The following is a 25,927-nucleotide window of genomic DNA, read 5'->3' as shown; positions in this document are numbered from 1 at the left end:
GGGTGTATAAATCACTGAGTTCAGCGAAATTTTTGGAGGAATCAGAAAAAATTTACTTAAAATGCCTATTTTTAGAGCCAAATTTGTCTAACATGGCTAAGAAACAAAATAAACAAACACTGCAAATAAAAACTGAAAATAAGAAGCAAGCGATTGCTCAACCGTCTTCTATTCACTCCTCTCCTATTTTTGCCTTCTCTGCCCAACAGATGTTAGGGATTACTTTGGCTTTGGCGGGGCTTTATTTCTTGTACTCTCGCAGTGCAGATGGCTTTTATCAGCAAGACGAAGCGGCACATTTTGTTTCTATGAAAGGGTTTTGGCACAACCCTAATTCTGTATTGAGTAACTGGGCAAAACCCGGATACAAGCTATTGTATGCCTTGCCTTCGCTCTTAGGGAGTGATTTTGTCATGCTTATCAACTGTCTGGTTGCCGCCTTTACTTGCTTTTTTGCTTACCAAATCGCTAAATTATTAGGTAGCAAGATAGCGATTTTGGCATTTGTACTTACAGCTACTCAGCCGCTTTGGATTAACTTGGCTTTTAGAAATTATTCCGAATTGATTACTGCTTTGTTACTTTCCATCACTATCTATTTTCATTACAAAGAAAAACATATTTTTGCTTCTTTATCAGCAAGTTATATCGCTTTTATTAGGCAGGAATTTTATCCTATTTTGGGGCTTTATTTCCTTTATTTAGTAGTAAATAAGCGATTTATCCCTGCACTTTTGTTAGGTGTGTTCCCTTTGGTGCATCAGGTTTGGGGCATGGCAGTAACAGGCGACCCACTCTATTTGCTAAATCAAATTCTTGGCACAAGCGAGCAGATTGCAGGGCAGTACCCTCGGAAAGGATTTATGCACTATTTCAAAATGTCTATTACTATTTTTGGAAGTGTAGCCGTTACGCTTGGGGTGGCTTATCTCTGGACTTGGTTATTTGAACGGGTAAGTAATTGGAGAAGTAAAACAGGCTTTTACGCAGGGCTAAAAGACAAAGCAAACCTAATCTTGGCAGTGAGTGTACTTTATTTTCTAATGAATTGTATTTTTAATTCCCAAACTTTACAGATTGGTCCCGCTACGGGCGGAAATTTGCGTTATTTGCTAATCATTTCGCCTTTGGTAGCCATTTTGGGAACTTTGCAAGTAGAAAAATTCAAGCTAAGTCTTTATAAACCTCAGATTTTGATTTTGATGAGCGTGTTTACCTTATTGGTAGCTATCTTTATGACTCACCCGCATAACTTTGTGATTTTCAATGAAGAAGAAAGAGATTGGATTCCTTTGATAGGGGTAATTGCAAGTCTGTTTCTGATGATTTTGCCTTTGAAGTTGAAACAAGACCTGATTGGGCTAAGTGTAGTCGCTTTTTTTATTGTCTTGGTTACAGTGCGTCCTATTAAACTTTCTGAAGAGGACAAGGCTTGTAAAAATTTGGCAAAGTGGTACGAGCAGTACGAACTCGCTAAGGGAGAGCCACCTCAGCTATTTGTGCATCATGAAATGTTTTACTATTATTTAGGGCGAACCCCTTACGATTTCCAAACCAAACCTAAAGCCATAGAAGAAAAGTTTTTGAAAGATGCCCCCAAAGGCAGTGTGATTATCTGGGATTCTCATTACTCGTATCGCCCTAAGATGCGTGCAGAGAGCCTGATGTATAATTATTTTACAGAAAAGCCCAATCAGTACGAAACCCTCAATCAGATTGTTGCCGCTGACCAAAGTTTTGGTATTTTGGTTTTTGAAAAGAAATGATTGAATAAGAATCTTGCCTTGTGAAGTATTTATTGGTAAATTTGTCGTTTTCAAGATAAAATTATCTAAGAATGGAACGTTAGATACTAAAAACCGTTTAAATGGAAGCACATCAGTCGGAAAAAGAACAAAAAAAGGTACTCCAAACCCTAAGCCCCACCAGAGTAATTATTCCTATTTTGATAGGTTTGTCTTATGTGGTATATGATTTCTCTACCAACATGGACGCAAGCGAACTCATTACCCGCTTTAGCCAAGCAAGTGCCTTTTGGATTGCGATGGCAGTAGTGGTGTTGGTAGTGAGAGATGCAGGCTATATATATCGTATTCGACATGTTACCCAAAAAGCACTCAGTTGGTCATCAAGCATTTATGTTATTTTACTTTGGGAATTTTCTTCTGCGGTAACACCCTCCGCCATTGGGGGAACGGCAGTAGCAGTATTCATACTCAATAGAGAAGGCATTTCCTTTGGCAAATCCTTGGCGTATGTCATGGTAACAGCGTTATTGGATAATTCCTTTTTTTTGATAGCTGCTCCTTTAGCTCTGTTACTGACCGACGGCACAGTGTTTCCCAACGAGAGTCAGTTTGGAGATTTTGGCTTTCTTTCTATGGGGCTGAAGGTTACTTTTTGGGCAAGTTATTTTCTAATTTTTGTTTATAATGTCTTTTTTGCCATAGGATTGTTAGTCAAACCAGAAGCCTTTAAGTGGTTTTTGATAAAAGTAACTTCCATTCCTTTCCTGAAAAGGTGGCAAAAAGCAGCAGCAGAAAGCGGAGATGAGGTCATTATCGCCTCTGCCGAACTCAAGGGAGTAGGTGGTGGCTATTGGTGGAAGGCAGGGCTTTCTACGCTCTTTGTATGGGCGGCGCGTTATCTAATGGTGAACTGCTTATTAGAAGCCTTTACAGATATTTCTGTATCAGGGCATTGGCTCATTTTTGCTCGCCATATCCTCATGTGGATAATCATGCTTATTTCACCTACGCCCGGGGCGGCAGGCTTAGCAGAATTGGTTTTTGGACGCTTTTTCTATGAATTTATTGGCTCATTTAGCAATGCTGTTGCGCAGTTTTGGAGATTGTTTACTTACTATCCCTATCTTTTAGTCGGTGCTATCGTGTTGCCAAGGTGGCTAATAAAAACAGGCTTGCGACAAAAAAAGCAAATACATAAAGAAACTTCTTCAAATTAGATAAATACTCTCTGCCCTTGTGAATAAGGTTTAGAAAATATCATTTAAAATACATATAAATATGAAAAGACGATTCTTACTCATACAGCTACTTTGCTTATTGCTATTAGCGGACCACCTATTTGCACAAAAAAAAATTACCCTTTCTGATATTTTTGAGCGAGGGACTTTTAGGGCACAGTCCGTAGCAGGGGTAAATTGGATGAATGATGGTAAATTTTACTCTGCCCAAGAGGGGAATGACATAGTTAAATACGATGTTACTACGGGACAGAAAGTAGCTACGATTGTAAGCGGGGCAGACCTTGCTCCTGCTATTGATTTTATCGCATACGAGTTCAGTGCTGACGAAAAGCAAATCCTATTCATGACGAGTTTTGAGTCTATCTACAGACGCTCTTTCAAGGCAAATTATTATGTTTATGATTTGGCTACCAAACAGTTAAAGCAACTTTCCAAAGGAGGCAAGCAGTCTTATGCTACTTTTTCTCCTGATGGCTCAAAGGTAGCTTTCTGCCGAGATAACAACCTCTTTTTTGTTGATTTGCAAAGCAATAAAGAAACGCAAATCACTACTGACGGCAAGTGGAATTTTATAATCAACGGTAGTGCAGATTGGGTGTATGAGGAAGAATTTAGCTTTGCTAAAGCCTTTTTTTGGTCGCCCGACGGTCAAAAAATTGCTTTTTATACCTTTGATGAGAGCAAAGTCAAAGAGTACAATATGCAAATGTGGAAGAACGGAAAACTCTATCCAGAAGACTACAAATTCAAATACCCCAAGGCAGGAGAGGCTAATTCAGAAATCACTATTTCCATTTATGACCTCAAAAGCGAAAAATCTGTCAAGGTCGACATTGGGACGGAAAAAGATATTTACATTCCAAGAATCAAGTGGACAAATGACAGCAATGTATTGGCAGTGTTGAGAATGAACCGCTTACAAAATAAAATGGAAATACTACACACCGATGCCGGTACAGGCGCAACCAAAGCTATCCTTACCGAAGAAAGCCCACAATACTTAGAAGCAGACTTTTTTGATGATGTAGTTTACCTCAAAGATGGCAAGCATTTTATTTATTCTTCTGAAAAAGACGGTTTTAAGCACTTATACTTGTACGAACTTACAGGGAAATTGGTAAGGCAAATCACTACGGGCAAGTGGGAAGTAGTAAACTTCTTGGGCATAGATGAAAAGCCCAAAGTGCCTGTGCTTTACTACACTTCTACGGAGATTTCTCCCTTAGAAAGACATTTTTATAGCATTGATATTCAAGGTAAAAACAAGAAAAAATTAAGTACAGAAAAGGGAACGAATACGCCTAACCTTAGCCGTGATTTCAAATACTATATGCTTTATCACAGCAACGCTCAAAGTCCACTGCGCATTACCCTCTGGGAAACCAGCAAAAATACCCTCATCAAAGAACTCAAAAATAACAGCCATCTCTTGGAAAAATACAAAGAATATGGTATCAGCACCAAAGAGTTTTTCCAATTCAAAACCCCTGACGGAACAGAACTGAACGGTTATATGCTCAAACCCTCCAATTTTGATGCGAGCAGAAAATATCCTGTATTAATGTTTGTTTACGGGGGACCAGGTTCGCAACAAGTAGCAGACAATTGGAGTGCAGTCAGTTGGTTCAATTTGCTCAATCAAGAAGGCTACATTGTAGCTTGTGTGGACAATAGAGGCACAGGCTTCAGAGGGGCTGATTTCAAAAAAGTAACCTATGCTAACTTAGGCAAGTATGAAGTTCAAGACCAAATAGATGCCGCAAAGTATTTAGGCTCACTGCCTTACATAGACAAAGACCGCATTGGTATTTACGGACATAGCTACGGTGGCTATATGAGTACCCTTTGCTTACTATTAGGGGCAGATGTTTTCAAAGCCGCCATAGCAGGTGCGCCCGTAACTAATTGGAGGTACTACGATACCATTTATACGGAGCGATACCTAAAACGCCCTCAAGACAACCCTGACGGCTACGACCAGTATTCACCTGTGTATCATGCAAGTAAACTCAAAGGGGCGTACCTCATCATGCATGGAACAGGCGACGATAACGTTCACTTCCAAAATGCAGTAGCTCTCCAAGAGGCACTCATTAGGTCAGGTAAGCAGTTTCAGTCTTTTTACTATCCTGACCGCAATCACGGCATAGGAGGGAACAATGCTACCATGCACCGCCACCAATTGATGACTGATTTTATTTTAAAAAATCTCTAATAAACGCTATAAAAAAGCCCTCATTTTTAGCTATGAGGGCTTTTTTATATTTCAGCTTTCAAGTACCTTTTGAAAAGCTGTTTCTACATTTTCAAACTTTCCATCATTTGCTTAGCGATAGGCGACCAGTATTTCTGTAAATGAGCAGGAGCAGAGAAGTTAAAAATATATACTTCCTCATCTACTATGGTATATTGGATATAAGTATAAACTCTTTTAGCTCTTTGAATAGGGCTATTGGCATCTGTTTTGGTTTCCCCAACAAATTCAAAAACGATAAATTTTCGCTTATTAATTTCTTTGATACCCTCTTGAATCATGTGGATACTTTCTGTAGGTTTACCGCTGGAGGTAGTAGGCTTATTGTCCTGCGTTTTAGAGGAGGCATTGCCATCTACGCTTGTATAAAGATTTTGGATAGAGGCTTTGTAAAACTTTTGCAAAAGAGCCAAGTCTTCATATTTCCAAGTGGTCGCTGCTACATTAAAACCGAAGTCCACCGTAGCATCTTGGTTGGTAAACATCGCCACAGGTTTGCGGTAAGTGAAATATTTAGAAGCCATCTCAGCATCAGTCATAGGGCGAAAATCCTCTGGCATTAGTGCGGTAATGTTACGAGCCAGCGTTTTACGCACCATCTTAGGAGTATCACTGACAAATGATGACAATATCAGCACAATAAGAGATAAAAAACTTATTCTCAACATATTATAAAAAAATAAATTAGTCTAAGAAATCATGTAATACACTTTACTACTCCTTTATTTCAAATAATACGCCAAAGTCAATCGTGTAAATTCACCCTTCTTTGCTTTTGCGCTTGGCTCTTGGGTGATGCTCTTGGATAATTTGGCGGAGGTATTCGCGGTCTAAGTGCGTGTAAATGCCCGTAGTAACTATGGACTCATGCCCAAGCATCTCCTGAACAGCACGCAAGTCTGCTCCTCCTTCTATGAGGTGAGTAGCAAAGGAATGGCGAAAAGTATGTGGGCTTACTGTTTTTTTGACCCCTGCTTCCTCTGCTATGGCTTTGACTATGTTAAAAATGGTCATACGCGTATAGGCTGTACCTCGTTTATTAAGGAAAACGATATTTTCCTGCCCTGACTTGGGCTTGATGTGGCAGCGAATCTGCTCTATATAAATCTGCAAAAACTTAGTAGCATCTTTGCCCAAAGGGATTAAACGCTCTTTGCTTCCTTTGCCAAAAACTTTCAGAAAACCTACCTCAAAAAACAAATCGGTCAGTCGCAAGTTTATTAGTTCGCTTACCCTCAACCCACAACTATACAAAGTTTCTAAAATGGCTCTATTTCTCATTCCTTCGTTAGTAGAAAGATTTATGCTGTTAAGCATCTTTTCTATCTCCCAAAAATCCAAGACATCGGGAAGTGTTTGTTTGAGTTGAGGTCTAACGATGTGGTCAGTAGGATTATCACTTATTGCATTTTCCTCTTCCAAAAACTTATAAAAAGAGCGAATACCTGCTAAAATGCGTGCTTGCGAATTGTCAGCGACAGAAAAACTGTGTAGATGCTTAACAAACTGTCCTAAATGGTCTGGGGTGATAGCAGTTGGTGCTATATCAGGAAGTTGTGAAAAAGCAAACTGAGAGAGTTTTTGAATATCTCGGAGATAAGCCTCAATGGAGTTTTCAGACATTGCTTTTTCTAAGCGTAAGTAATTTTCAAACTGCTTAATGTAGCGATGCCAGCTTTGTTGTACTTTTTTAGTATCTATGGACTTTGGTTCTTGAGTATATTCCATTTATGCAGCATAAAAGGTTTGCTTTTACAAAGATAATACATAAAAATTTAATTTCAAATAATTTATTAAATGAAAAATCAATAAATTATATTTTCTATTAGCAAATTTAAAATCTTAAACGTTGTTTGAGTTAATATTTAATTCCGTTAGGAATGGTATGCTGGTAGAAATTCTTAAAATAATTAGGCTAAAATAACTCCGTCAGAGTGGCATATTTCACTCCTACGTTTTTTTTATCTCAAAAATCTATTTCCTACCAATATTCTACTCCTATGGAGTTAATTCAAACAGTTTCCAAAAATTAAATAAATTTTTGGAAAAGCTATATTTCCCTTTGCAATGACCAAAGAAAAAACTGTTAGAAAAAATAAGAAGGCTATTTTAATTTGCACAACTACTTGAAAATCAAAATTTATTTATACTCAACATCAGCGTAGCGAAGCCTGTTTTCTCAAAATGCTCGATGCGAATTTTATGTTTTCCATTGAGTTGGACGGTAGCTAAGTAGTGCTGTGCCTCATCGTACTGTCCCAAGCGTTGTTGCCAAGCATCTATCACCAATTTGTCATCTACGTACACCCGCACCCCGTCATCGGCAGTTACCCCAATTTCAAACTCCCCTGTAACCTCCACTTCTCCCTCTGCCGTAGTTACAAAATAGTCAGCAGGCAGGTTTTCTCCAATGCTTCTCCACCATCTATATTCCAATCTATCTGTTTTTTCTTCTTTCAAAGGCTTGTTTTTCAATATGTTGCTTAACTCTTGCGGCTGATGTGCTAAGTCTATTTTTTCCTCATAACCAAAAAACTTCACCTGCCAAACAATAGGGAGAAAATATTTTTTGAAAACAAATGTGTAAGGCTGTCCTTTGGGGGTAATTTCTCCAAAGGGAGAAACTACCTCACTGCCAATGTATTCCGCTTCTATCTCTATGTCTGTTTCCATTTCATTTTTTACCATTTCCGCAGTAAAGCTACTTGGCATCGTGCCACTGACTGCCGAGATTTTTTGCAAGCCCTTGAAATTCTTGATTTTCCAATTTCCCTCTTTGCCAAAAACTTCAAAGTGTAACCTCCCCGTGCTGTCTTGCTTTCTCAACCACAACATAGGGTACTGAAAATTGTAAGCTCCGTATTCGGTCATCATGATGTATTTTCTGCCTCTTGGGTGATTATCTGGAAGCATGGGATTAGAACGGTCAGTGGGGACACTGACAGTTATATTAGGAGCAAACTTTTTCCATTTTTCACTCGCCTCAGCCAAGACTACGCTTGAATCGTTCATTTCAAAGGTCAAGTGCTGCACCAAATCATCTTTTTTAAGAATATCTCCTGCATTTTTAATCAAATTGTTCTTAATAGTCAGGTTTTCGCTTCCAAAGATTTGAAAAGGAGTTCTTACGCTTACAAACTGATTTTCAAAGATTTGATAATCCATACTCCTGACATCTCTGTTTTGAGCGTAGCCCCAGTCTTTGGGTTGTTCTTTCCTGCTCCACAAGTGTATGCCTATTGCCTCATTTTCAAAAAGATTATAGGCAATTTCATTTTTTTGTCCATGTTCAATCGCAATGGATTTTTGGTTGTTTTTAAAAGTATTGCCCAGCATCAAAGTTTCGTAGCTATACCCTCCCCAGATACCATGATTACATTCTTCTATCCTATTGTTAATGATTTTGTTACGACTAAAAGTAACTTCTACGCCGTTGGTAGGCGCATGGGAAAAATCATTACCGTAGAGCAAGTTATCGTTACAACCGCCTTCGCCAGTGTCCATCGTGCTTTGCCCTGCCCAGAGGAAAAATCCATCGCCAGAGTGTGTTACTGAGTTATAAGCAAAGGTATTTTCATTGCTTTGTTCATAAACCAAAATCCCTGCGGAGTCCTGCCCTCTCTGATAAACCTCATGGCTATACCCTCTTACGTTCCAATCTAACTTATTGTATAGGATTTGATTGCGACTGGAACGGTACATTCCTATCCCAATGCCAGAGTTAAAAGAAAAATTGTTGTTGTAAAAAAGTCCATCATGGCAGTTAGTCATCATCAAGGCATTTTGCCCATTGGTAATGGTGCAGTTATCTATCTGGGCTTTGTTGCAATTTTTCAGATAGATACCAGCCCCATATCGCAACCATTCATCTTTTTCGTTTTGGTGATAACTCATCCAATCGGCTACGTCTTCTCTTTCTTGGTTGCTAAACAAACGAGGGCGATAGTTATAGCTGAAATCGCAATGGCTAATAGTCAAACCTTCTACATCTATTGCCATCAAAGCTACCTTAAAGCCTTTGACAGTCAAGTTTTTAATCATGATGTTTTTGCCTTTGACCAAAATACCTAAGCCATAAAACTTCTCGGGAGAGGTCAAAGGTATATCATTGGACCCTTGCAAGGTAGCTCCTTGAAAATCAACTACTAAGTTTTCTCCCTCAATGGTAATCACGCTTTCTTGGAGGGAATTCTTGCCGTTGAGTTGGTAAATATCTCTTTTAATCACGCTGTTTTGCGAGATAATCAGGCTATTTTTTAAACCCACTTCCTTTTGGCAAGATGAGAGAAAAATCAAATATAAAAAAATGATAATCAGCAGTTTTTTGTATTTCATTGGCTAATATAATTTTGTCCTTAAAAGTACAAAAAATAAAAGTAAAATCGCATTGACACGATTTTACTTTGACAAAGCCAATTTATTTCACCGAATTAAGGGTAGGATTTTATCTATTTCTAAGTTTCATCAACAAATAGAGCGGGAACATTACTGCCAATATCCAGACAGCCGCATTTCCGTAATAATAATAAGCAATAGCCGCACCTAAGACCGACATGACGAAAAAAGGTTGAGAAATGTCGGCTCTTTGCCGTGTAGTTCTGCTGTTTTTGCGAAAACTACCGCGTATGCGACCCACATAATGTTCTCCGTTCAAAGTGCCATTTTGCTCTGCTTCTAATTCTCTTTTTGCTTGTGCGATTTTTTGGTTTATCTCATCTTTGATAGGGTCGTAGTAACGAGGGATATACTCGAATCGCTTATGCTTTGGCAACTTGACTATTGACGGTATTTTCATACTATTTATTCTACTTCTGAGTACTTTCTTTTTCTTTCACATTCCAAAGTAAAGAAAAATTCTTCATATATCCTAATGTAAAGAAAGTAGAAATTACTTACTAAGAAATTTATTTAAAATAGGGATTTGCTTTTTTCTCAAAAAGACTACCACCGCACATGCAACAAAAACAATGATAGCCAAGAAAAATAACTGTCCTCCATCTCCCTGAACCTCAATGCCTAACTTGGTAAGATGAGAGAAAATAGCCCCAGCCATGACCCCCATAGCGAGCAGTCCGCCTGCCCATGCTACTTGGGGTATGAGCAGGAGTACTGCGGCAATTAACTCGGCTATTCCGCTACCTATGCGTCCCTCTGGTTCTATGCCTAAGGTGGAGAAGATGTACACGGACTCCGAAGCGGCAGTAAACTTGAAAAAGAGGGTTTGTAATAAGATGATAGCGGCTATGACTTGGGCTACTCAAGCAACTATATTTTGTTTTTTGTCCATAAACTAATATTGATTAAAAAAATGAAGAATAGCAGTATTTATTTTTCTAACTTAGCATTACCAAAAAGTACAGAAAATCGCTTGCACCAAATCAGGACATGATTTCTCTGTTCAATATTGATATTACTATCAAGTTCGTAGCTAAAATTACCGCTACTTGCCTTGAGCGTACCAATTTCTACAAAGTCCGTAGGGCTGGTACTTGTGGCTAAGTAAACCCTCAAATCGGGACCGGGGTCAGTTCTGAAGTTTTCAAAAACAAGTAACCTCTTGTTTTCTTGCCTAATTACCTTAGCTATGCCAGAAGTAGGGTGAACTGCATTTTGGAAACTCCCTTTGAAAACAATAGTAGCATTAGATTTATCTAACATTTCGTCCAACAGTGTTTCCTTTGTCTTACACGCATTGAGCAAAAGTATCAGTAGCAAAAATATTATTCTTAGTTTTTTCATAAGTATTTAGTAATTAGGTAGTTAAAATATTTTACTCCAATTTTCATCTGCTTTCTTGCCAAGATTGATTTCGTCTTTGTTCCACTCCTTTAATGTATTGTTAAAAAACTTATTATAGAATAGAAAAAGTTTTCCATTAGTAATCTTGTAGGTCTCAGGGTCTATGCTTACTTTTTCTCCTTTTGCTCCCATCGCATAGGCACACCAGCCTCCGTAAGCAGGCTCGTATTTGTCAGGATTTGATTTAAACTTATCTGCATTAGCTTGATTTACAAAATAATAAGCTACTCCTTTGTGAGTATGTTTAATACTTGTATTACCTTTGGTAGGTTTTCCATCAAAATAAGATACAGGGTCATATCCTTGCAGGGCGATTCCTTTTTCTAAGTTGAAGTGGGACTTTCGCTTTGCTAACTCATCTTGAGCCAAAGTCATCTTGCTTTGCGTCAAGAGAAAAATAATTACAGTAAATAAAAAGACTTGTTTTAGCATTGACTTTACCTGTTCGTTTAAATTATACACAGTGAAAACTTAATTTGGAAATCTATGAGTTTCTTAATCTCACAGTATCAAATACGCTACAAAGCAAGTGCATAATTAGGGAAACAAGTGTCAGCAAAATGACAAAACCTTTGATTTAGATTATTATACTCAAAATAAAATGATTTTTCAATCCCTTTCTTTTGCTGAGAAAGGAACTTTGGTTCTCTGACACTTTTTGTATGGTCAGCCAATGAACAATACTACATCTAACTTTAAGCCCGTAGGGCTGTCATCTTGGTAGAAAAAAGTAAGCCTAACATTCAGCAACGCCATAGGCGTGAAATATGCCACCGCTACGCGGTTTTATGTGGGTATATGTATTATTTTCTACAAAAATAGCACACCTACGGTGTTGGTCTGAAAGTCCAATGCTTACCTAAGTTTTACACAGGAAGTGTCAGAGAACAGGGACTTTGGAGTAAAGAAAATTTCAAAAACACTTTTGATGGAGTATAACATTACTATCCTTAGTTCCCTATGTTAGAGGTTTCTTCAAAAGTAATCTTAATGCGTGGCAAATCCACGTACCAGTCTGCATGAGGTGACCATTCTGCACACTCAGGGCATTGGGTCTGCCGATGCACAAAACTACACTGTGGACATTGACCGTAGGTATCAAAAGTATTCCATACACACCCACAGTGACAGCTCCAATACTTTCCCCCGTCAGGCTCCCATTCGCATTTAGGGCATCTTATTTTTTCACCGTTATTCTTCATCATCAGAAAAATCAGGTTTATTGTACTAAAAACTCATTTTTTTAAATTTATAATTGAGGTATGATTTGCTCTTTTACACACAAATCTCTCATATATTCAGTTTTTTTATCAATCGTTCTATGGTCAAACCTTGAAAAATAATAGAAAACAAAACCACTACATAAGTGGCTACGATTAAGAAACTGCCCTCTGGCACTTTATTGTATGCCAATAGTGCCAAAGCTACAGAAATACCGCCCCGTAACCCGCCCCAAGTAAGTAAAATTAGTGTTTTTCCATTGTTTTTTTCTTTAGGATTAAAAATATATAAGGGAATCCCCACAGCTACCACTCTCGCAAAAAGCACTACAAAAACTGCTGCTAAGCCAGCGACTACATAGCTAATCTCGAAGGGAATCAACAAAAATTCCAAGCCTATCAACACAAAAAGTAAAGCATTAAGAATCTCATCGATAAGTTCCCAAAACTTATCTACATATTCCTCTGTTACGTCTGACATTGCACTCATTCTTCCTTTATTTCCTATGAAAAGTCCTGCTACTACCATTGCCAAAGGTCCTGAAAAATGAATCTCTTGGGCAAGCGAGTAGCCGCCCATGACTAAGGCTAAAGTAATCAATACTTCTGTTTGGTAATGGTCTATGCTTTTAAGCAACCAATACCCTATGTATCCCAATGCGAAACCAAGCAAAAGCCCCCCACCTACTTCCTCTAAAATAAGTAGGGCTATTTGTGAAGTTTGTATTTCTTGTCCTTTACTTTGTATGATTTGTAAGATGGTCAGAAAAGCAACTACTCCAGTGCCATCGTTAAAAAGAGATTCGCCCACTATTTCTGTTTCTACTTTTTTAGGTACATTGGCTTTGGTTAAAATTCCTAATACCGCAATAGGGTCAGTAGGGGAAATCAAAGCACCAAAAAGCAAGCAAGTAATAAAACTGACTTGTAAGCCGAAAAGTGGGAAAATATAATAGATAAGTCCACCAATGAGAAAAGTAGAAATAAGCACCCCTAAGGTTGCATAAGAAGCAATTTGCTTTTTCAGAGAAAAAAGCATCGGTAACTTTACGTGCAAAGAGCCTGCAAAAAGCAAAAAACACAAAATAGTATCTAAGAGAAAAGCAGAAAAGTCTATTTCCCGTAATACGACTTCTACTTTTTGCTCTACCGTAGGAATGAATATATTAATAATAAGAATAATTACGCTCATAAGTAGCCCTAAGACCATTAAGCCAATAGCAGTAGGAAGGCGCAGGTAACGATGATTAAAATAGGCAAAAATGGCTGATATTGAGATAAGAATAGAAAAAAAGCCAAATATTTCCATTTTGTATGGGTTTTAGATGATGTATGAAAAAAGTAAATTATGAAAACAAAAATAGAATAAAAAATAAGTTTTGCACCAAGACTAACATAAAAATTCATAGACAATTTTTTATCCTTGTTTAGTAGGTAGGCATAGCGAGGTCTATTTCACTTGCCCATTGGTGAATCCCTCCCGCAAGATTGTAGAGGTGGCGATGTTGTATTTTTTTTTCTAAGTATTTGATAACGTTGGCACTACGCATTCCATGATGGCAGTAAACCACTACCTTTTTGTTTTGAGGAATCAAATCTACGTGTTCAGAAATACTACTCATAGGAATCTGTACAGCCTCCTCCAAATGGCAAATTTCGTATTCATGCGCTTCCCTTACGTCTAAAAGAAAAATATCCTCTCCCCTATCCAACGCCTCTTTCAACTCTTGGACAGTGATGCTTTTCAAAGACAAATGAATAGCATCAGAAGAAGTTACTTCAGTAGAGTAACTATTGCAAAACACATCATAATCAATAAGTTCTGTTATACTGTTTTTGTCAAATCGCTGTTTAATCTTGATAGTACGAGAGGTAGCATCAAGCATATTTATCATGAGCAACTTTCCATCTAATACCTCTCCTACACCCAAGATAATTTTCAATACTTCATTGGCTTGGTAGAGTCCTATCATACCCGCTAACAAACCAAAGACACCTGCGGTAGCACAGTTAGGGGCTTCCTCAGCAGAAGGAGGCTTAGGGAATAGGCAGCGATAAGTAGGCGAGGCATCGTGCAAATTAAACACACTTACCTGACCTTCAAACTGATAGATAGCTCCATAGACAAAAGGCTTTTTGAGCAGTATGCACGCATCATTGACCAAGTAGCGCGTAGGAAAATTATCAGAGCAGTCTGCCACAATATCGTAGTTTTCAATGATTTGCAAGGCATTTTGACTATTGAGTTGCATCTGAAAAATATCAAACTGTACGTGAGGATTTCGCTGTTGGAGTAGTTCTGCACTTGTAGGGGCTTTGGGCTTTCCTTCGTCTTGAGTACGATAAATCACTTGACGTTGGAGGTTTGTTACATCAACGCTATCGCTATCTACTATGCCTATCCTACCTACTCCCGCAGCAGTGAGGTATTCTAACAGGGGACAGCCCAGCCCTCCTGCCCCTATGACCAATACTCGGGCATTTTTTAAGCTGTTTTGCCCAGCAACGCCTACTTTAGGGAGGATAATTTGGCGATGGTATCGCCGAAGTTCTTGTATAGAAAGCATAGATTTTTGGTTTAATATTCTTTTACTTACCCGTAAAAAGCCTCAAATATTACTTTATGCCAAAAAGACGACGGAAAAACTTTTTTTCAAAGTTCCAGAAAAAGGTAAACTGTCCAAAAATAAACCCATAAATGAGTAATAAAACATTGTAAATCGGCAAGATAGTAAGACACCAAACCACAGCTCGCACCCACCAAGCCATGTCGCTGGTAATACCTAAAAGAGCGAAAATAGGTCTTTTTACAAACATAGCAGTAGTGCCTGTAAGAGCAAATACAATCAGTACGATAATTACTTGTTTAAGGTCTTTGAGTTGCCAGCGTTCTTGCAAGCGGTGTAAGAAGTTTGTTTTTTTCATTTGAAAGCAACAGTATAAAATTAAATATATTTTTACTTCTCGGCAAAAATACAAAAATATAGCGAAGATGAATAAATTTGCATAATTAGCTGTTTTCTCATAGGATTACGGTTATTATCTATTTAGATTGCAGAGGAGTTTTTAATCAATGACACACAATACATTCAGATTAATCATCATATTAGCTGTGATTTCTATTGGAGGCATTGTCATTACCCAAGTATATTGGGTAAGAAAGGCTTTTGACCTGAAAGAAAAGCAGTTTAACCAAGCAGTGCATATTGCTTTGCAAGATGTAGCAGAAAAAATATCGGCTTATAACAAAACTTCCCTACCAAGTGCCAATGTCGTTACCCAAGTCTCTTCGGACTATTACGTTGTTCACATCAACGATGTTATAGATGCTAATTTGTTAGAATATTATTTAAAAACAGAATTTACTAAGCACCAGATTGAAGCGGACTTTGAGTACGGTATTTATGACTGCAATACAGATAAAATGGTGTATGGCAATTACTTGACTACCACCAATAAAATCCTTGATGAAAAACTCAAAACAGAACTACCCAAATGGGACAAATTTACCTACTACTTTGGAGTTCGCTTTCCTAATCGGAATACTTACTTGGCTTCTGAAATGGAAATTTGGATTTTCTCTTCTTTTATCTTGTTGGTAGTTGTTATTTTTTTTGGTTATACACTTTTTGCCATCTTTAAGCAAAAACGCTTAGCAGAGATTCAAAAAGACTTCATCAATAATATGACGCATGAGTTCAAAACACCCATCGCAACTATTTCTATCTCGGCTGATGTACTAAGTAACCCTCACATAGTCCACTCACCTGAACGACTAAGCAACTATGTGAGCATCATCAAAAATGAAAACAACCGACTTAAAAGTCAAGTAGAGAGAGTGTTGCAGTTAGCTAAATTAGAAAAAAAAGAGCTTGAACTCAAAAAGGAAAAAATCGATTTGCATGAGTTTATCAAAGAAACTACCGCAAGTTTCGCTTTAAAAATCAAAGAAGGGAAAATCGGTAACAAAGCAGGAGAATTGATTTATGACTTACAAGCTACTCATTATCAAATACAAGCAGATAAGGTTCATTTGACTAATCTTCTATACAACTTATTGGACAATGGAGTAAAATATTGTAATAAAGCACCTCATATAGAGATAGTTACCAAAAATAAAGCCAATAAGTTGTTACTTTCGGTCAAAGACAATGGCATAGGTATAGATAAAAAATATCAGAAACGCATTTTTGAGAAGTTTTTTAGAGTCCCCACAGGTAACTTACACGATGTCAAAGGTTTTGGCTTAGGCTTGAACTATGTAAAAAGTGTAGTCCAAGCCCACAAGTGGAAGATGAGCTTGGAAAGTAGCCTTGGGCAAGGGTGCAAGTTTACCATTGAAATCCCCACATTAAACTAAGTAAATATGGAAAAAAAACTAAGTGAACCTGTAAGATTAACTTCGGCAGATGCGTATCGCGGCTTTGTAATGCTACTGATGATGGCAGAAGTCCTGCATTTTCACCAAGTAGCTAAAAATCTCCCTGAAAGTGCCTTTTGGGCATTTTTAGACTTTCACCAAAGCCATGTGGAGTGGGTAGGCTGCTCCTTGCATGACTTGATTCAGCCTTCTTTTTCTTTTTTAGTAGGGGTAGTGCTGCCTTACTCTATCGCCAATCGCCTTGCCAAAGGAAGTTCTTTCAGGCAACTTCTGCTCCATGCTCTTTGGCGTTCCCTAATACTTATTTTCTTAGGTATTTTTCTGCGTTCTCAGTATGGTAAAATGACCTATTTCACTTTTGAGGACACACTTACTCAAATAGGTTTAGGTTATACTTTTTTGTTTATACTTGGCTTTCAATCTATGAAAGTTCAAATCGTAGCACTTGTTCTTATCTTAGTGGGTTATTTCACTGCCTTTGCCCTTTTTCCTTTGCCTGATGCAGATTTTGACTATACTCAAGTAGGTGTTCCACAAAATTGGGAGCATCACTTGTCGGGTTTTGCGGCACATTGGAATAAAAACTCTAACTTAGCGTGGTGGTTTGATACTTGGTTTTTAAATCTTTTTCCCCGAGAAAGTCCATTCCTATACAATGGAGGTGGCTATGCTACGCTAAGTTTTATCCCTACTCTTGGGACGATGCTTTTAGGCTTGTTAGCAGGTAATATTCTGAAAAGCAAGCAATTCACCAAAGACAAGCTCAAAATATTTCTACTTTTGGGGATAGGTGGACTTGTCTTGGGTTGGCTTATTGATGCTTTGGGGATATGCCCCAATGTTAAAAGAATTTGGACTCCTACTTGGGTAATTTTTAGCGGAGGGTGGTGTTTTTTGTTACTTTCTTTTTTCTACTTTGTGATAGAAATTTTGGGAAAAAAACGTTGGGCTTTCCCACTTTTAGTCATAGGTACGAACTCCATAGCCGCTTACGTAATAGCTGAAACTATGATAGGGTACATCAGAAAAATGCTATTGATTCATTTTGGCGAAAATTTCCCGCGTATCTTAGGAGATGCATACGCCCCTCTGGTGCTGGGAAGTGCGATTTTATTGGTAGAATGGCTTTTCTTACTATGGCTTTATCGCAAAAAGATATTTATCAAGATTTGAGGTTTGAATAAGGAGAAAAATGCTAATTTTATGGTACTTATACTTCATCAATCATAGGTATTATGGAAATCCAATCATTTGAAATACACTTTGAAACCTCAGACAATACGCCTCCACCGTATAGCTATGCCTATATACTGAAAGGAGAAATCAAGGAAAACTTGCATTTGCACTACCAAATCCAATACACACACCGCGAAGATTTGTCTTTGGAGGAGATTGTGGGAGAGGGCTTTTCTCCTAATGATGACTTGGAATTAGACGGTGCAGTAAGCAAAGATTGGGCAGAACAGGTACATTTATTACTTAGTAAAACCAAACCAAGCAAATACATAGAGTCTGATCATTTGAATTTTTTTGAAATCATTTTAAAAAATAAAGATAGCAAAGAGGAAAAAATTTTCCCTCATAACCAAGAGGAATGGGAGTACCTCTGCGAAGAGCTTAGCCAAGCACTCTTAGAAGAAAGACAAGTGGAACGACCGCTGCAAATACATTTTAAAAAAATTAGCCCTTTGGAAAGTATTGATTACTATTTGATGATTGAATTTAGCAAGCGTCAAGTACTTTTGAAGTGCAAGCCTAAAAAAGGGAAAGGCAAGGAAATTAGTATGACTTGGGGAGAAGGTAAAAAGTTTTTAGAACTAATCTTCAAACCTGATTACCTCATGGAAGACGCACAGGTACACGAACCTACTAAGCATGGTTTTTATATTAATTTGGGAGATGCCCTTTGGTATGAGGGTGGTAAAACCGTCTTGAACCGCTCCAACAAAAATGATTTACTTGCTAAAATAGAAAAAAAACTTGTTGAGCTAAGCAAAGGCTAAGAGGCGGCACATTTATTTTAGTTACAACAACTTTTTACTACTCACAGACTACATAAAAAACCAAATCTCGCCAAGTATCTACATCGGGATAGCCATTAGTGGAAGGTGAAATAGCCGTTCTCTTTTTGAAGTTTTTGGGAAAATGTGCCGCTTGGTATGCTTTCCTATTCGCAGAGTGAGTAAAATTTTTGCTTACATTGGCTGGTACAGGCGGAAAAATACCATTGCCGTCTCTGCGAATCCCATGTCCAAATGGATAGGAACCAAAATACTCATTTGCTAAGGCAAATCCTACTTCTTTGCCCTTTTTATCTATCATAATCAAAAAAGCATAGTTTTTATTAGGCTCAAGCCTAATTCTTGGCTCGCTGGGAAGTGTAAAAGTTAGATAATGTCCTTTTAGCTTTGCATCATTAGGAGCAATAGTATCACCTTTGGTAAATCCAAAGTCAGACTTAGAAGGAAACCTGCCCCCTGAGAAAATAGCCACAGTCTGATAGGTTTCTCCTTCTAAATAGTCATCTCTCATAGATAGTATTTCTTTGCCATTTCTGTCGTGTGGAAAACCATGAAAAGCCTCCATAGTGGAGTCTGAACCATTATTGTTTACCCTTGCTGCGCCTGTTACTTCCATGATTTGGATAGAAAGAGGTTGTCCATACATGTTACTACGAACTACATTTGTACCAAAGCCAAGCTGTACGGTAATTGCCTTCAAGTATTTTTTATCTGTTTGTGTATAAGTAAAAGTTTGTCCTAAATCGCGGTCGCGCTTGATATAGGGTACTTCTTTACCCTCCTTGTCAAAATAGCCCCAAGATTCATGCTTATAAGGAGTTTCTCCTGACCACTTGTAAATATTTTCGTCATCATGCGCAATAGAAGTATTGCCTTGCCCTTTATCGTACTTATCATAAAAAAGCACAACATTTTGCACGGGAGGTCTTTGGTCTAAACTAACTTTTAATCCCTTGTAGTATTGAGGGTAAGCAGTTGCACAATGTAAACAAAGATAAATAAAAAGTAAGTTCTTATTTTTTTTCGTCATTACTTCATAGATTCAGATAGATAAAAAAATTTATAGTTTCATTTCCCAGCCTTTTTCGTAATCTCTTTTCCAAAGTTTCATGGCTTTTTTGTCTTTCAGGATATGCCCGTTGGTAGGGTCGCAATAAAGCGTTCTACCTACTCGGAAGGCAATATTGGCTAACTGTGGCAAGAGGGTGGACTTATGTCCTTCGGAAATAGGGCAGGTTAATTTTTCCTTTCCTCTGATAGCTTCCACAAAATTTTTTAGATGCAAGCTATCTAAAAGTTCTCCCATACCCATAGTATTGGTAGCCTGTGCTTCTTGTAACTCGGTTTTTACCTCTTTGACAAGTTTATTGTCTAAATCATATACTTTGTAAGCATCGCCTCCCGGAATAACTATTGTGCCTTTTTCACCATAAAAAATTACGCCTCGCCCTGCACCTTCGACAGGGTAGCCGTTGCAACTTCTACTTTCCCAAGTAATGGCGGTGTTATTGGCAAAGTTAAAAGTAGCGGTTTGGGTATCTGGTGTTTCCCAATCGTCATTGTAGGCAAATCTACCTCCTGCGGATATGACTTGGGTAGGGAAATCTACGCCCAAACCCCAACGCATTACGTCCAATTCATGTGTGCCATTGTTTAGGGCTTCGCCTGTTCCCCAATGCCAAAACCAATGCCAATTGTAGTGAATAAGGTTATCTTTGAACTCTCTGCGAGGAGCGGGACCTTGCCATAGCTCAAAATCAATATGGCTTGGAACAGCAGTTACTTTGCCTACTCCTATAGGTTTTCGAGCATTGGCATACCAGCCTTTTGCAAAGTAAGGTCTGCCAATGATGCCTTCTTTGAGTTCTTGCATGGCTTGTATTACTTTTGGGAAAGACCTACGCTGACTCCCCATCTGAATAAGTTTGTTGTACTTGGCACTTGCCTCTACTAAAATTTCGCCTTCTGCGGGATTGTGCGAACAGGGTTTTTCTAAGTACACGTGCTTACCTGCTTTGACAGCCATGAGAGCCGCAGGAGCGTGCCAATGGTCAGGAGTAGCAACCATAATGGCATCTAAGTCTTTTTCTTCCAACATCTTGCGAACATCTGTATAGCCTTTGGGACGCTTGCCTGAAACTTTCTCAATGTCTGCAATGGTTTTCTCCAAAACTTTACTATCTACATCACAAACATAGGCTATCTCAACATTGGGCAGTTTGGCAAACATACGTGCCACAAAAAAGCCACGACTGTTTGTTCCCATGGCTCCTATAATTACTTTTTCATTAGGAGAGCCTTTGAAAATAGGCATAGCAGAAAGAGAGGGAGCGAGCAATGCCCCTGTACCAACTAAAGAGGTGGTTCTAATAAAATCACGGCGATTCATAGTTTCTGACATCGTTTTCTTATTTTAGAAGATTAAAGTACAAAAATTCTTATCTTAGTTTTGAAAGAAAAGTCGGTAGGAATTGCTACCGACCTTTGCTACCATTTATTCAATTAAAAAGTAGATTGAAGATTTTAGTATCCCGGATTTTGGGGAAAACTCGCTGCTCCACCGTCAGTCAAGTCAATCTGTGTTTGCGGAATAGGTCGCCTTACGTGGAAATCTTTGATACCTGGTGCCGCTTGTGGATTGTGCTTTCTCACTCTTTCTAAAAGTTTGCCTGTTCTTACCAAGTCAAACCAACGAAGCTGCTCGCCCATGAGTTCTCTTTCTCTTTCATCTAAAAGGAAATCTATATCTATTTGAGAGGGCGTTACTTCCATTGCTTTCTCTTTTCCAGGGTAAGCAGCTCGCCTGCGAACAGCATTGACAAAGTTTGCTGCTTCTGCCATATTTCCCACATACATAGCCGCTTCCGAAGCTATCAGGTATGTTTCTGCTAAGCGGAAGGCTAAGAAATCCCTTGACCCCTCAAAAGTAGTACGGTCAGGACGCAAGGGGTCTAAAAATTTAGTAAGTGTAGGATATAATTTTTCAGTATATCTGCTCGGAGTAATGACTAAGTAAGGACGCTTTAGGATTTCCTCTCTTGTCAGTTCTCTGCTTGGCAAGTGAATAGCTGTATCACCCGCATTGAGCGTTACGCTTCTTCCTTCTATGGTATAAGTTCCCGGTCTATTACAGAAAAATGTCATTTTAAAGTTTTTCTCGTAGCGGCTATCTATGCTTCTATCCCACAGGCTAAGCCCAAAAGTAGTAGGCATAAATCGTTTGAAAGGACGACCATTAGCTACATCTCTTTGCATTCCGGGCTGGACATCGTATTCCATCAAAAAGAAAACGTGGGCATTGTTTCCTGTACTATTCGTAATAGGGTCAGAGGTATATTGAACAGACCAAATTACCTCATCGTTGATTTCTCCAGCCCCTTGCTCGAATACTTTAGCATAGTCAGGTAGTAGTTTGAAAGCATAATTATTAATGACACTTTTGGCATACTGGAGGGCTTTAGCGTAATCGTCTGGGGCTTTGGCTTCTGAAGTAGCTTTTGTCAGATAGACCCTTGCCAATAGATGCTCTGCGGCAGGTTTTGTGGCTCGTCCCCAATCTGTTTTCTTTACGTCAGGCTCTAACTTGGGAATAGCAGACTCCAAGTCTTTGGTGATGGCATCATAGACTTGTTTGATAGAAGCACGGCTCGCTTTGTTGGTAACGGAGCGTACTTCTTCCAAAGACAAATGCACCCCTCCAAAAAGTTGTAACAAAATAAAATAATGATGCGCTCTAATAAATTTGGCTTCCGCTACTCTGCGTTCTTTGGTGGCTTGGTCTATATTAGGTATTTGGTCGGCTCGCCCTATGACTGCATTTGCTGTGTTGATAGCTCGGTAAAAGTCTGACCATACTTCGTTGATGATGCCCGTCCTTGCGTCTAACTGAGCTGTGTAGTCATTGACAAATTTCCAGCTGCCATCAGAACCTCTCGTATAAGTATCTGTACCAAAAACAGTCAAAGACATTCCTCTTTCGGTAGCATAAAAGCTACGGAAAGATGAGTAAGCAGCTTTGAGTGCGTCCTCAAAACCTGCTCTTGTGCTAAGGTATCCGTCTCCAATATTGGACACCATTCTTTCTTCTAAATATTTTTTCCCGCAAGAAGATACTACAAAAAGGGAAAAAAGGAAAAAGCTATATATTTTTAAATGTTTCATAATCAAAATAATTTTAAAGTACATTCGTATCAATTTGTGTAATTTATGGCTACTAAATCATGACTAAAACCTCACATTTACTCCAAAGATAATCAAGCGAGAACTTGGTGTATCACCTGCTAACTCTGCGGCGTTTTCTCTGTTATTACTTCTTATGCCTGCAGCTTCGGGGTCTATGCCTTTATACTTCTGACGATAAGGGGCAAAAATGAAGGGTTGTTGCGCACTTGCATAAATCCTTAGCCCTTCTATTTTGAGTTTAGAAAGTACAGAAGACTTAAAATTATAGCCTATGGCAATGTTGCGAATTTTTAAAAATGAGCCATCAAAATAGGATAAAGTCGATCCATAAATAGGAAACTCTTGATTCTGGTTAGGTCTTGGATTGGCATTGGTGGGATTCTCGGGTGTCCAATAGTCCACATTGAGGTTATTGTAACGACCAAAAAGCGTGTTATTGCTGTCGTGGAATCTACTGCGAATCATGCCTCCTACCCTAGCAAAAGCAAAAATAGACAAATCAAAACCTTTGTATTCAAAGCGGTTAGTCATGCCTCCGCTCCACTTAGGTACATCAGAGCCTAAAATAATTCTATCATCAGAGTTGATTCTTCCATCGTTGTTTTGGTCTTTTACCTTAATCTGCCCCGGCACTTGGGAATATTTTTTGGCTTCATCAACTTCATTCAACTGCCAGATACCGATTTTTTCATAATCAAAAAATACAGTTACGGGTTGCCCAATAAACCACAAGTTGCCTACATCGCTTTTCTTGTCGCCGTACAAATCTATGATAGCCTCCCTGTTAGCAAAAATATTGAAGTCTGTAGTCCACTGGAAGCCCCCATCTGTATCTATATTGACGGTAGAAAGTGTAAGCTCTACGCCTTTGTTGCGTGTTGCTCCGATGTTTTGGGTAACACTTGAGAAACCGCTTGTAATAGGTAGCTGTCTTGCTAAAAGTAAGTCGGTAGTATTGGTAATGTAGTATTCAAGTGAGCCAGAAATACGGTCGTTGAACAAGCCAAAATCCAAGCCTATGTTTAGGGTAGCCGAAGTTTCCCAACGCAAATCACTATTAGGAATAGCATTAGGACGATAGCCAAATGCACCAGCATTACCAAAAGCGTAAACCGTTCTTGCCAGCCCTCCTTGGGTCTGATAAGGATTAATCGCCTGATTTCCTGTTCTGCCGTAGCTCGCTCTTAATTTTAAGTTGGAAATAGTGCTACTTCCTTTTAAGAAGGCTTCATTTGAGAGATTCCAACCTACGGCTACCGAGGGAAAAAGGCTATATTTTTTTCCTTCGGCTAATCGGGACGAGCCATCTACCCTTGCTGTAAAAGTAAGTAAGTACTTATCATTATAGCTATAATTTACTCTACCCATGTAAGACTGCAACGCCCACTCTGTCAGGTTACTACCTACACCTTCTATGATAGAAGCTGCTCCTGTGTTATAAAACTCTTGTGTTTCGGCAGGAATACCTTGTACCCTTGTGTCATAGTATTCGCTTCTATTTTTCTGAACAGAGTGAAGGGCAGTAACATTGAGGTTATGTATTTCTTTGAAAGTCTTTTGATAGGTTAGGATATTTTCTAAGGTATAATTAAAATTGGAAAACTGCTGAGTGCGTCCCGTAGGAAATCCACCTCTGCGGGCATTAGTTTGGCTACCTGTAAACTGCCCATAGCGGCGGAACTGCAAATCCGGACCGAAGTTCATTCGGTAGGTTAAACCATTCGCAATTTTTACCTCGCCGTAAATACTGTTAAAAATACGCGTGCGTATATTTTCATCTATGATAGCACCGGGTACTATCTCTGCCAAAGGATTAGTTCGTAGCCCGTCGGTAGTAGGAAGGAAAATCAGATTACCGTTTTGGTCAAAAGGTACGCCAAGTGGATTTTCTGCCAAAGCCCCGCTAATAGGATTAAAGTTTTCTCCATTTCTGATGTTATAAGAAAATAAGGTAGAAGTGCCTATTTTGATATTTTTTGTTAGCTGGTGGTCTATGTTTACCCGAAAAGTATAGCGTTTGAAATCTTGATTATAAACAATGCCTTTCTCATCAAAATAGTTGGCAGTAATGGCAAATTGTGTTTTTTCTGCTCCTCCTGTAACGCTTAGTTGATGACTTTGCTGAACGCCGTCGCGCATGAGGTAAGACTGATAGTCGGTGCTTCTACCCAATGCAATAGACTCTAACTCTACCGCTTCAAAAAGTCTTTTATCTGCCTCAGCACTCACTCCCGCAGGGTAAGCTCCTGTTGCTCTGCGAGATTCTCTTTTATACTCTGCAAACTGCGCCCCATTCATGACATCTACTTTTCCAAGAGCCTGAGAAACACCTATATAGCCATCATACGTAATGTTACTTTTGCCTGCTTTACCGCGTTGGGTAGTAATGATAATTACACCATTTGCTCCCCTTGAACCATAGATTGCCGTAGCTGAGGCATCTTTTAATATCTCCAAAGAAGCAATATCTTGTGGGTTGATGTCGCCTATCCCGCCTTCTATAGGGATTCCATCTACTACGTACAGAGGGTCATTGCCTGCTGAAAACGAGCGTCTTCCGCGTATTCTAACCGAAGGTTCAGACCCAGGACGGTTATTGGTATTAACAATATCTACCCCTGCGGCGCGTCCTTGCAAGGCTTGCTGAACGCTTCGTACAGGTATCTCCGCTATTTCCTTAGAAGAAACCGAAGAGATAGCCCCTGTCAGTTGGCTCTTGCTTTGCGTACCATAACCTACTACAATGATGTCTTGTAAGGTTTTCGTATCTGCTTGGAGAGTAACATTTATCTCCGATTGATTCCCTACGGGGATTTCTTGGGAGATAAAGCCCACATAAGAAACGACTAAAACGGCATTGTCAGAGGGAACACTGATGGCAAACTTGCCTTCTGCATCAGTAATAGAACCCGTTTGCGTACCTTTTACCAATACATTTACCCCGGGTATGGGTAATCCATCCTCAGAAGAGGTAATCTTACCTTTTACTTGCCTTCCTTGTGCAAAAAGTAAAGCAATAGGGAGTATAGTCATCAGACTGAATAATAGTAATTTTTTCATTTTCATTGTTTACTGCATTTA

The 25,927-nt window shown here is 38.9% G+C and carries 21 protein-coding genes; 6 read left to right on the top strand and 15 right to left on the bottom strand.

The window, feature by feature from the left end:
- Nucleotides 1-92 precede the first annotated feature (92 nt).
- From BM141_RS05575 to BM141_RS05565, 3 genes are all read left to right on the top strand, one after another.
- Entirely contained in the window at nt 93-1,766 is a 1,674-nt protein-coding gene (locus BM141_RS05575; RefSeq protein WP_091541449.1) for a hypothetical protein, read from the top strand.
- Between the two features lie 101 nt (nt 1,767-1,867).
- The gene (locus BM141_RS05570) at nt 1,868-2,965 is read left to right on the top strand and encodes a lysylphosphatidylglycerol synthase transmembrane domain-containing protein (RefSeq protein ID WP_091541446.1); all 1,098 of its coding nucleotides are present in this window, start codon (nt 1,868-1,870) and stop codon (nt 2,963-2,965) included.
- Between the two features lie 61 nt (nt 2,966-3,026).
- Nucleotides 3,027-5,204, top strand: a complete 2,178-nt coding sequence (locus BM141_RS05565; RefSeq protein WP_091541445.1) for a S9 family peptidase — start codon at nt 3,027-3,029, stop codon at nt 5,202-5,204.
- An 83-nt stretch (nt 5,205-5,287) separates the two neighbouring features.
- Here the strand turns inward: BM141_RS05565 and BM141_RS05560 are convergent, their stop codons facing one another.
- The 11 genes from BM141_RS05560 to BM141_RS05510 all read right to left on the bottom strand — a co-directional run bounded on the left by BM141_RS05560 (nt 5,288) and on the right by BM141_RS05510 (nt 15,187).
- Complete coding sequence (locus BM141_RS05560) at nt 5,288-5,911, bottom strand: hypothetical protein (RefSeq protein ID WP_143090812.1); 624 nt, start codon at nt 5,909-5,911, stop codon at nt 5,288-5,290.
- Between the two features lie 91 nt (nt 5,912-6,002).
- The gene (gene xerD / locus BM141_RS05555; protein ID WP_091541436.1) at nt 6,003-6,971 is read right to left on the bottom strand and encodes a site-specific tyrosine recombinase XerD; all 969 of its coding nucleotides are present in this window, start codon (nt 6,969-6,971) and stop codon (nt 6,003-6,005) included.
- 405 nt (nt 6,972-7,376) lie between these two features.
- Nucleotides 7,377-9,578 carry a right-handed parallel beta-helix repeat-containing protein gene (locus tag BM141_RS05550; RefSeq protein ID WP_091541434.1) on the bottom strand — a complete coding sequence of 734 codons (2,202 nt, stop codon included), beginning with the start codon at nt 9,576-9,578 and terminating at the stop codon, nt 7,377-7,379.
- A 109-nt stretch (nt 9,579-9,687) separates the two neighbouring features.
- Nucleotides 9,688-10,038: a hypothetical protein gene (locus BM141_RS05545; RefSeq protein WP_143090811.1), complete on the bottom strand. Its 351-nt coding sequence runs from the start codon at nt 10,036-10,038 to the stop codon at nt 9,688-9,690.
- A gap of 93 nt (nt 10,039-10,131) precedes the next feature.
- Nucleotides 10,132-10,428 carry a DoxX family protein gene (locus BM141_RS05540; RefSeq protein ID WP_317039432.1) on the bottom strand — a complete coding sequence of 99 codons (297 nt, stop codon included), beginning with the start codon at nt 10,426-10,428 and terminating at the stop codon, nt 10,132-10,134.
- Between the two features lie 140 nt (nt 10,429-10,568).
- The gene (locus BM141_RS05535) at nt 10,569-10,982 is read right to left on the bottom strand and encodes a DM13 domain-containing protein (RefSeq protein ID WP_091541423.1); all 414 of its coding nucleotides are present in this window, start codon (nt 10,980-10,982) and stop codon (nt 10,569-10,571) included.
- A 21-nt stretch (nt 10,983-11,003) separates the two neighbouring features.
- Nucleotides 11,004-11,474 carry a YHS domain-containing (seleno)protein gene (locus BM141_RS05530; protein ID WP_091541420.1) on the bottom strand — a complete coding sequence of 157 codons (471 nt, stop codon included), beginning with the start codon at nt 11,472-11,474 and terminating at the stop codon, nt 11,004-11,006.
- Nucleotides 11,475-11,992: 518 nt separating this feature from the next.
- A complete protein-coding gene (locus BM141_RS05525; protein WP_245763993.1) occupies nt 11,993-12,247 on the bottom strand; it encodes a hypothetical protein in 255 nt (84 codons plus the stop codon).
- 85 nt (nt 12,248-12,332) lie between these two features.
- Nucleotides 12,333-13,571, bottom strand: a complete 1,239-nt coding sequence (locus tag BM141_RS05520) for a cation:proton antiporter (protein WP_091541417.1) — start codon at nt 13,569-13,571, stop codon at nt 12,333-12,335.
- Between the two features lie 118 nt (nt 13,572-13,689).
- Nucleotides 13,690-14,829, bottom strand: coding sequence for a molybdopterin-synthase adenylyltransferase MoeB (moeB, locus tag BM141_RS05515; protein WP_091541412.1), 1,140 nt, complete (start codon nt 14,827-14,829; stop codon nt 13,690-13,692).
- A gap of 49 nt (nt 14,830-14,878) precedes the next feature.
- Nucleotides 14,879-15,187 (bottom strand): DUF6787 family protein, encoded by a 309-nt coding sequence (locus tag BM141_RS05510; RefSeq protein ID WP_091541408.1) that lies wholly within the window; start codon nt 15,185-15,187, stop codon nt 14,879-14,881.
- Between the two features lie 148 nt (nt 15,188-15,335).
- On the opposite strand from BM141_RS05510, the gene BM141_RS05505 reads away from it, so the two are divergent.
- From BM141_RS05505 to BM141_RS05495, 3 genes are all read left to right on the top strand, one after another.
- Entirely contained in the window at nt 15,336-16,622 is a 1,287-nt protein-coding gene (locus tag BM141_RS05505) for a sensor histidine kinase (protein ID WP_091541404.1), read from the top strand.
- A gap of 6 nt (nt 16,623-16,628) precedes the next feature.
- A complete protein-coding gene (locus BM141_RS05500; protein ID WP_143090810.1) occupies nt 16,629-17,816 on the top strand; it encodes an acyltransferase family protein in 1,188 nt (395 codons plus the stop codon).
- Nucleotides 17,817-17,878: 62 nt separating this feature from the next.
- Nucleotides 17,879-18,646: a hypothetical protein gene (locus tag BM141_RS05495; protein WP_091541401.1), complete on the top strand. Its 768-nt coding sequence runs from the start codon at nt 17,879-17,881 to the stop codon at nt 18,644-18,646.
- A 37-nt stretch (nt 18,647-18,683) separates the two neighbouring features.
- Here the strand turns inward: BM141_RS05495 and BM141_RS05490 are convergent, their stop codons facing one another.
- From BM141_RS05490 to BM141_RS05475, 4 genes are all read right to left on the bottom strand, one after another.
- Nucleotides 18,684-19,694 (bottom strand): hypothetical protein, encoded by a 1,011-nt coding sequence (locus tag BM141_RS05490; RefSeq protein ID WP_245763992.1) that lies wholly within the window; start codon nt 19,692-19,694, stop codon nt 18,684-18,686.
- 30 nt (nt 19,695-19,724) lie between these two features.
- The gene (locus BM141_RS05485; RefSeq protein ID WP_091541397.1) at nt 19,725-21,065 is read right to left on the bottom strand and encodes a Gfo/Idh/MocA family protein; all 1,341 of its coding nucleotides are present in this window, start codon (nt 21,063-21,065) and stop codon (nt 19,725-19,727) included.
- A 122-nt stretch (nt 21,066-21,187) separates the two neighbouring features.
- Nucleotides 21,188-22,825 carry a RagB/SusD family nutrient uptake outer membrane protein gene (locus tag BM141_RS05480; protein ID WP_091541665.1) on the bottom strand — a complete coding sequence of 546 codons (1,638 nt, stop codon included), beginning with the start codon at nt 22,823-22,825 and terminating at the stop codon, nt 21,188-21,190.
- Nucleotides 22,826-22,888: 63 nt separating this feature from the next.
- Nucleotides 22,889-25,906, bottom strand: coding sequence for a SusC/RagA family TonB-linked outer membrane protein (locus tag BM141_RS05475; RefSeq protein ID WP_245763991.1), 3,018 nt, complete (start codon nt 25,904-25,906; stop codon nt 22,889-22,891).
- Between the last annotated feature and the right edge of the window lie 21 nt (nt 25,907-25,927).

Origin of the sequence: Thermoflexibacter ruber (assembly GCF_900113045.1) — a bacterium.
In the GTDB taxonomy this organism is placed as follows: Bacteria; Bacteroidota; Bacteroidia; order Cytophagales; family Thermoflexibacteraceae; genus Thermoflexibacter; species Thermoflexibacter ruber.
This window is presented reverse-complemented; position numbering and strand designations above follow the sequence as displayed.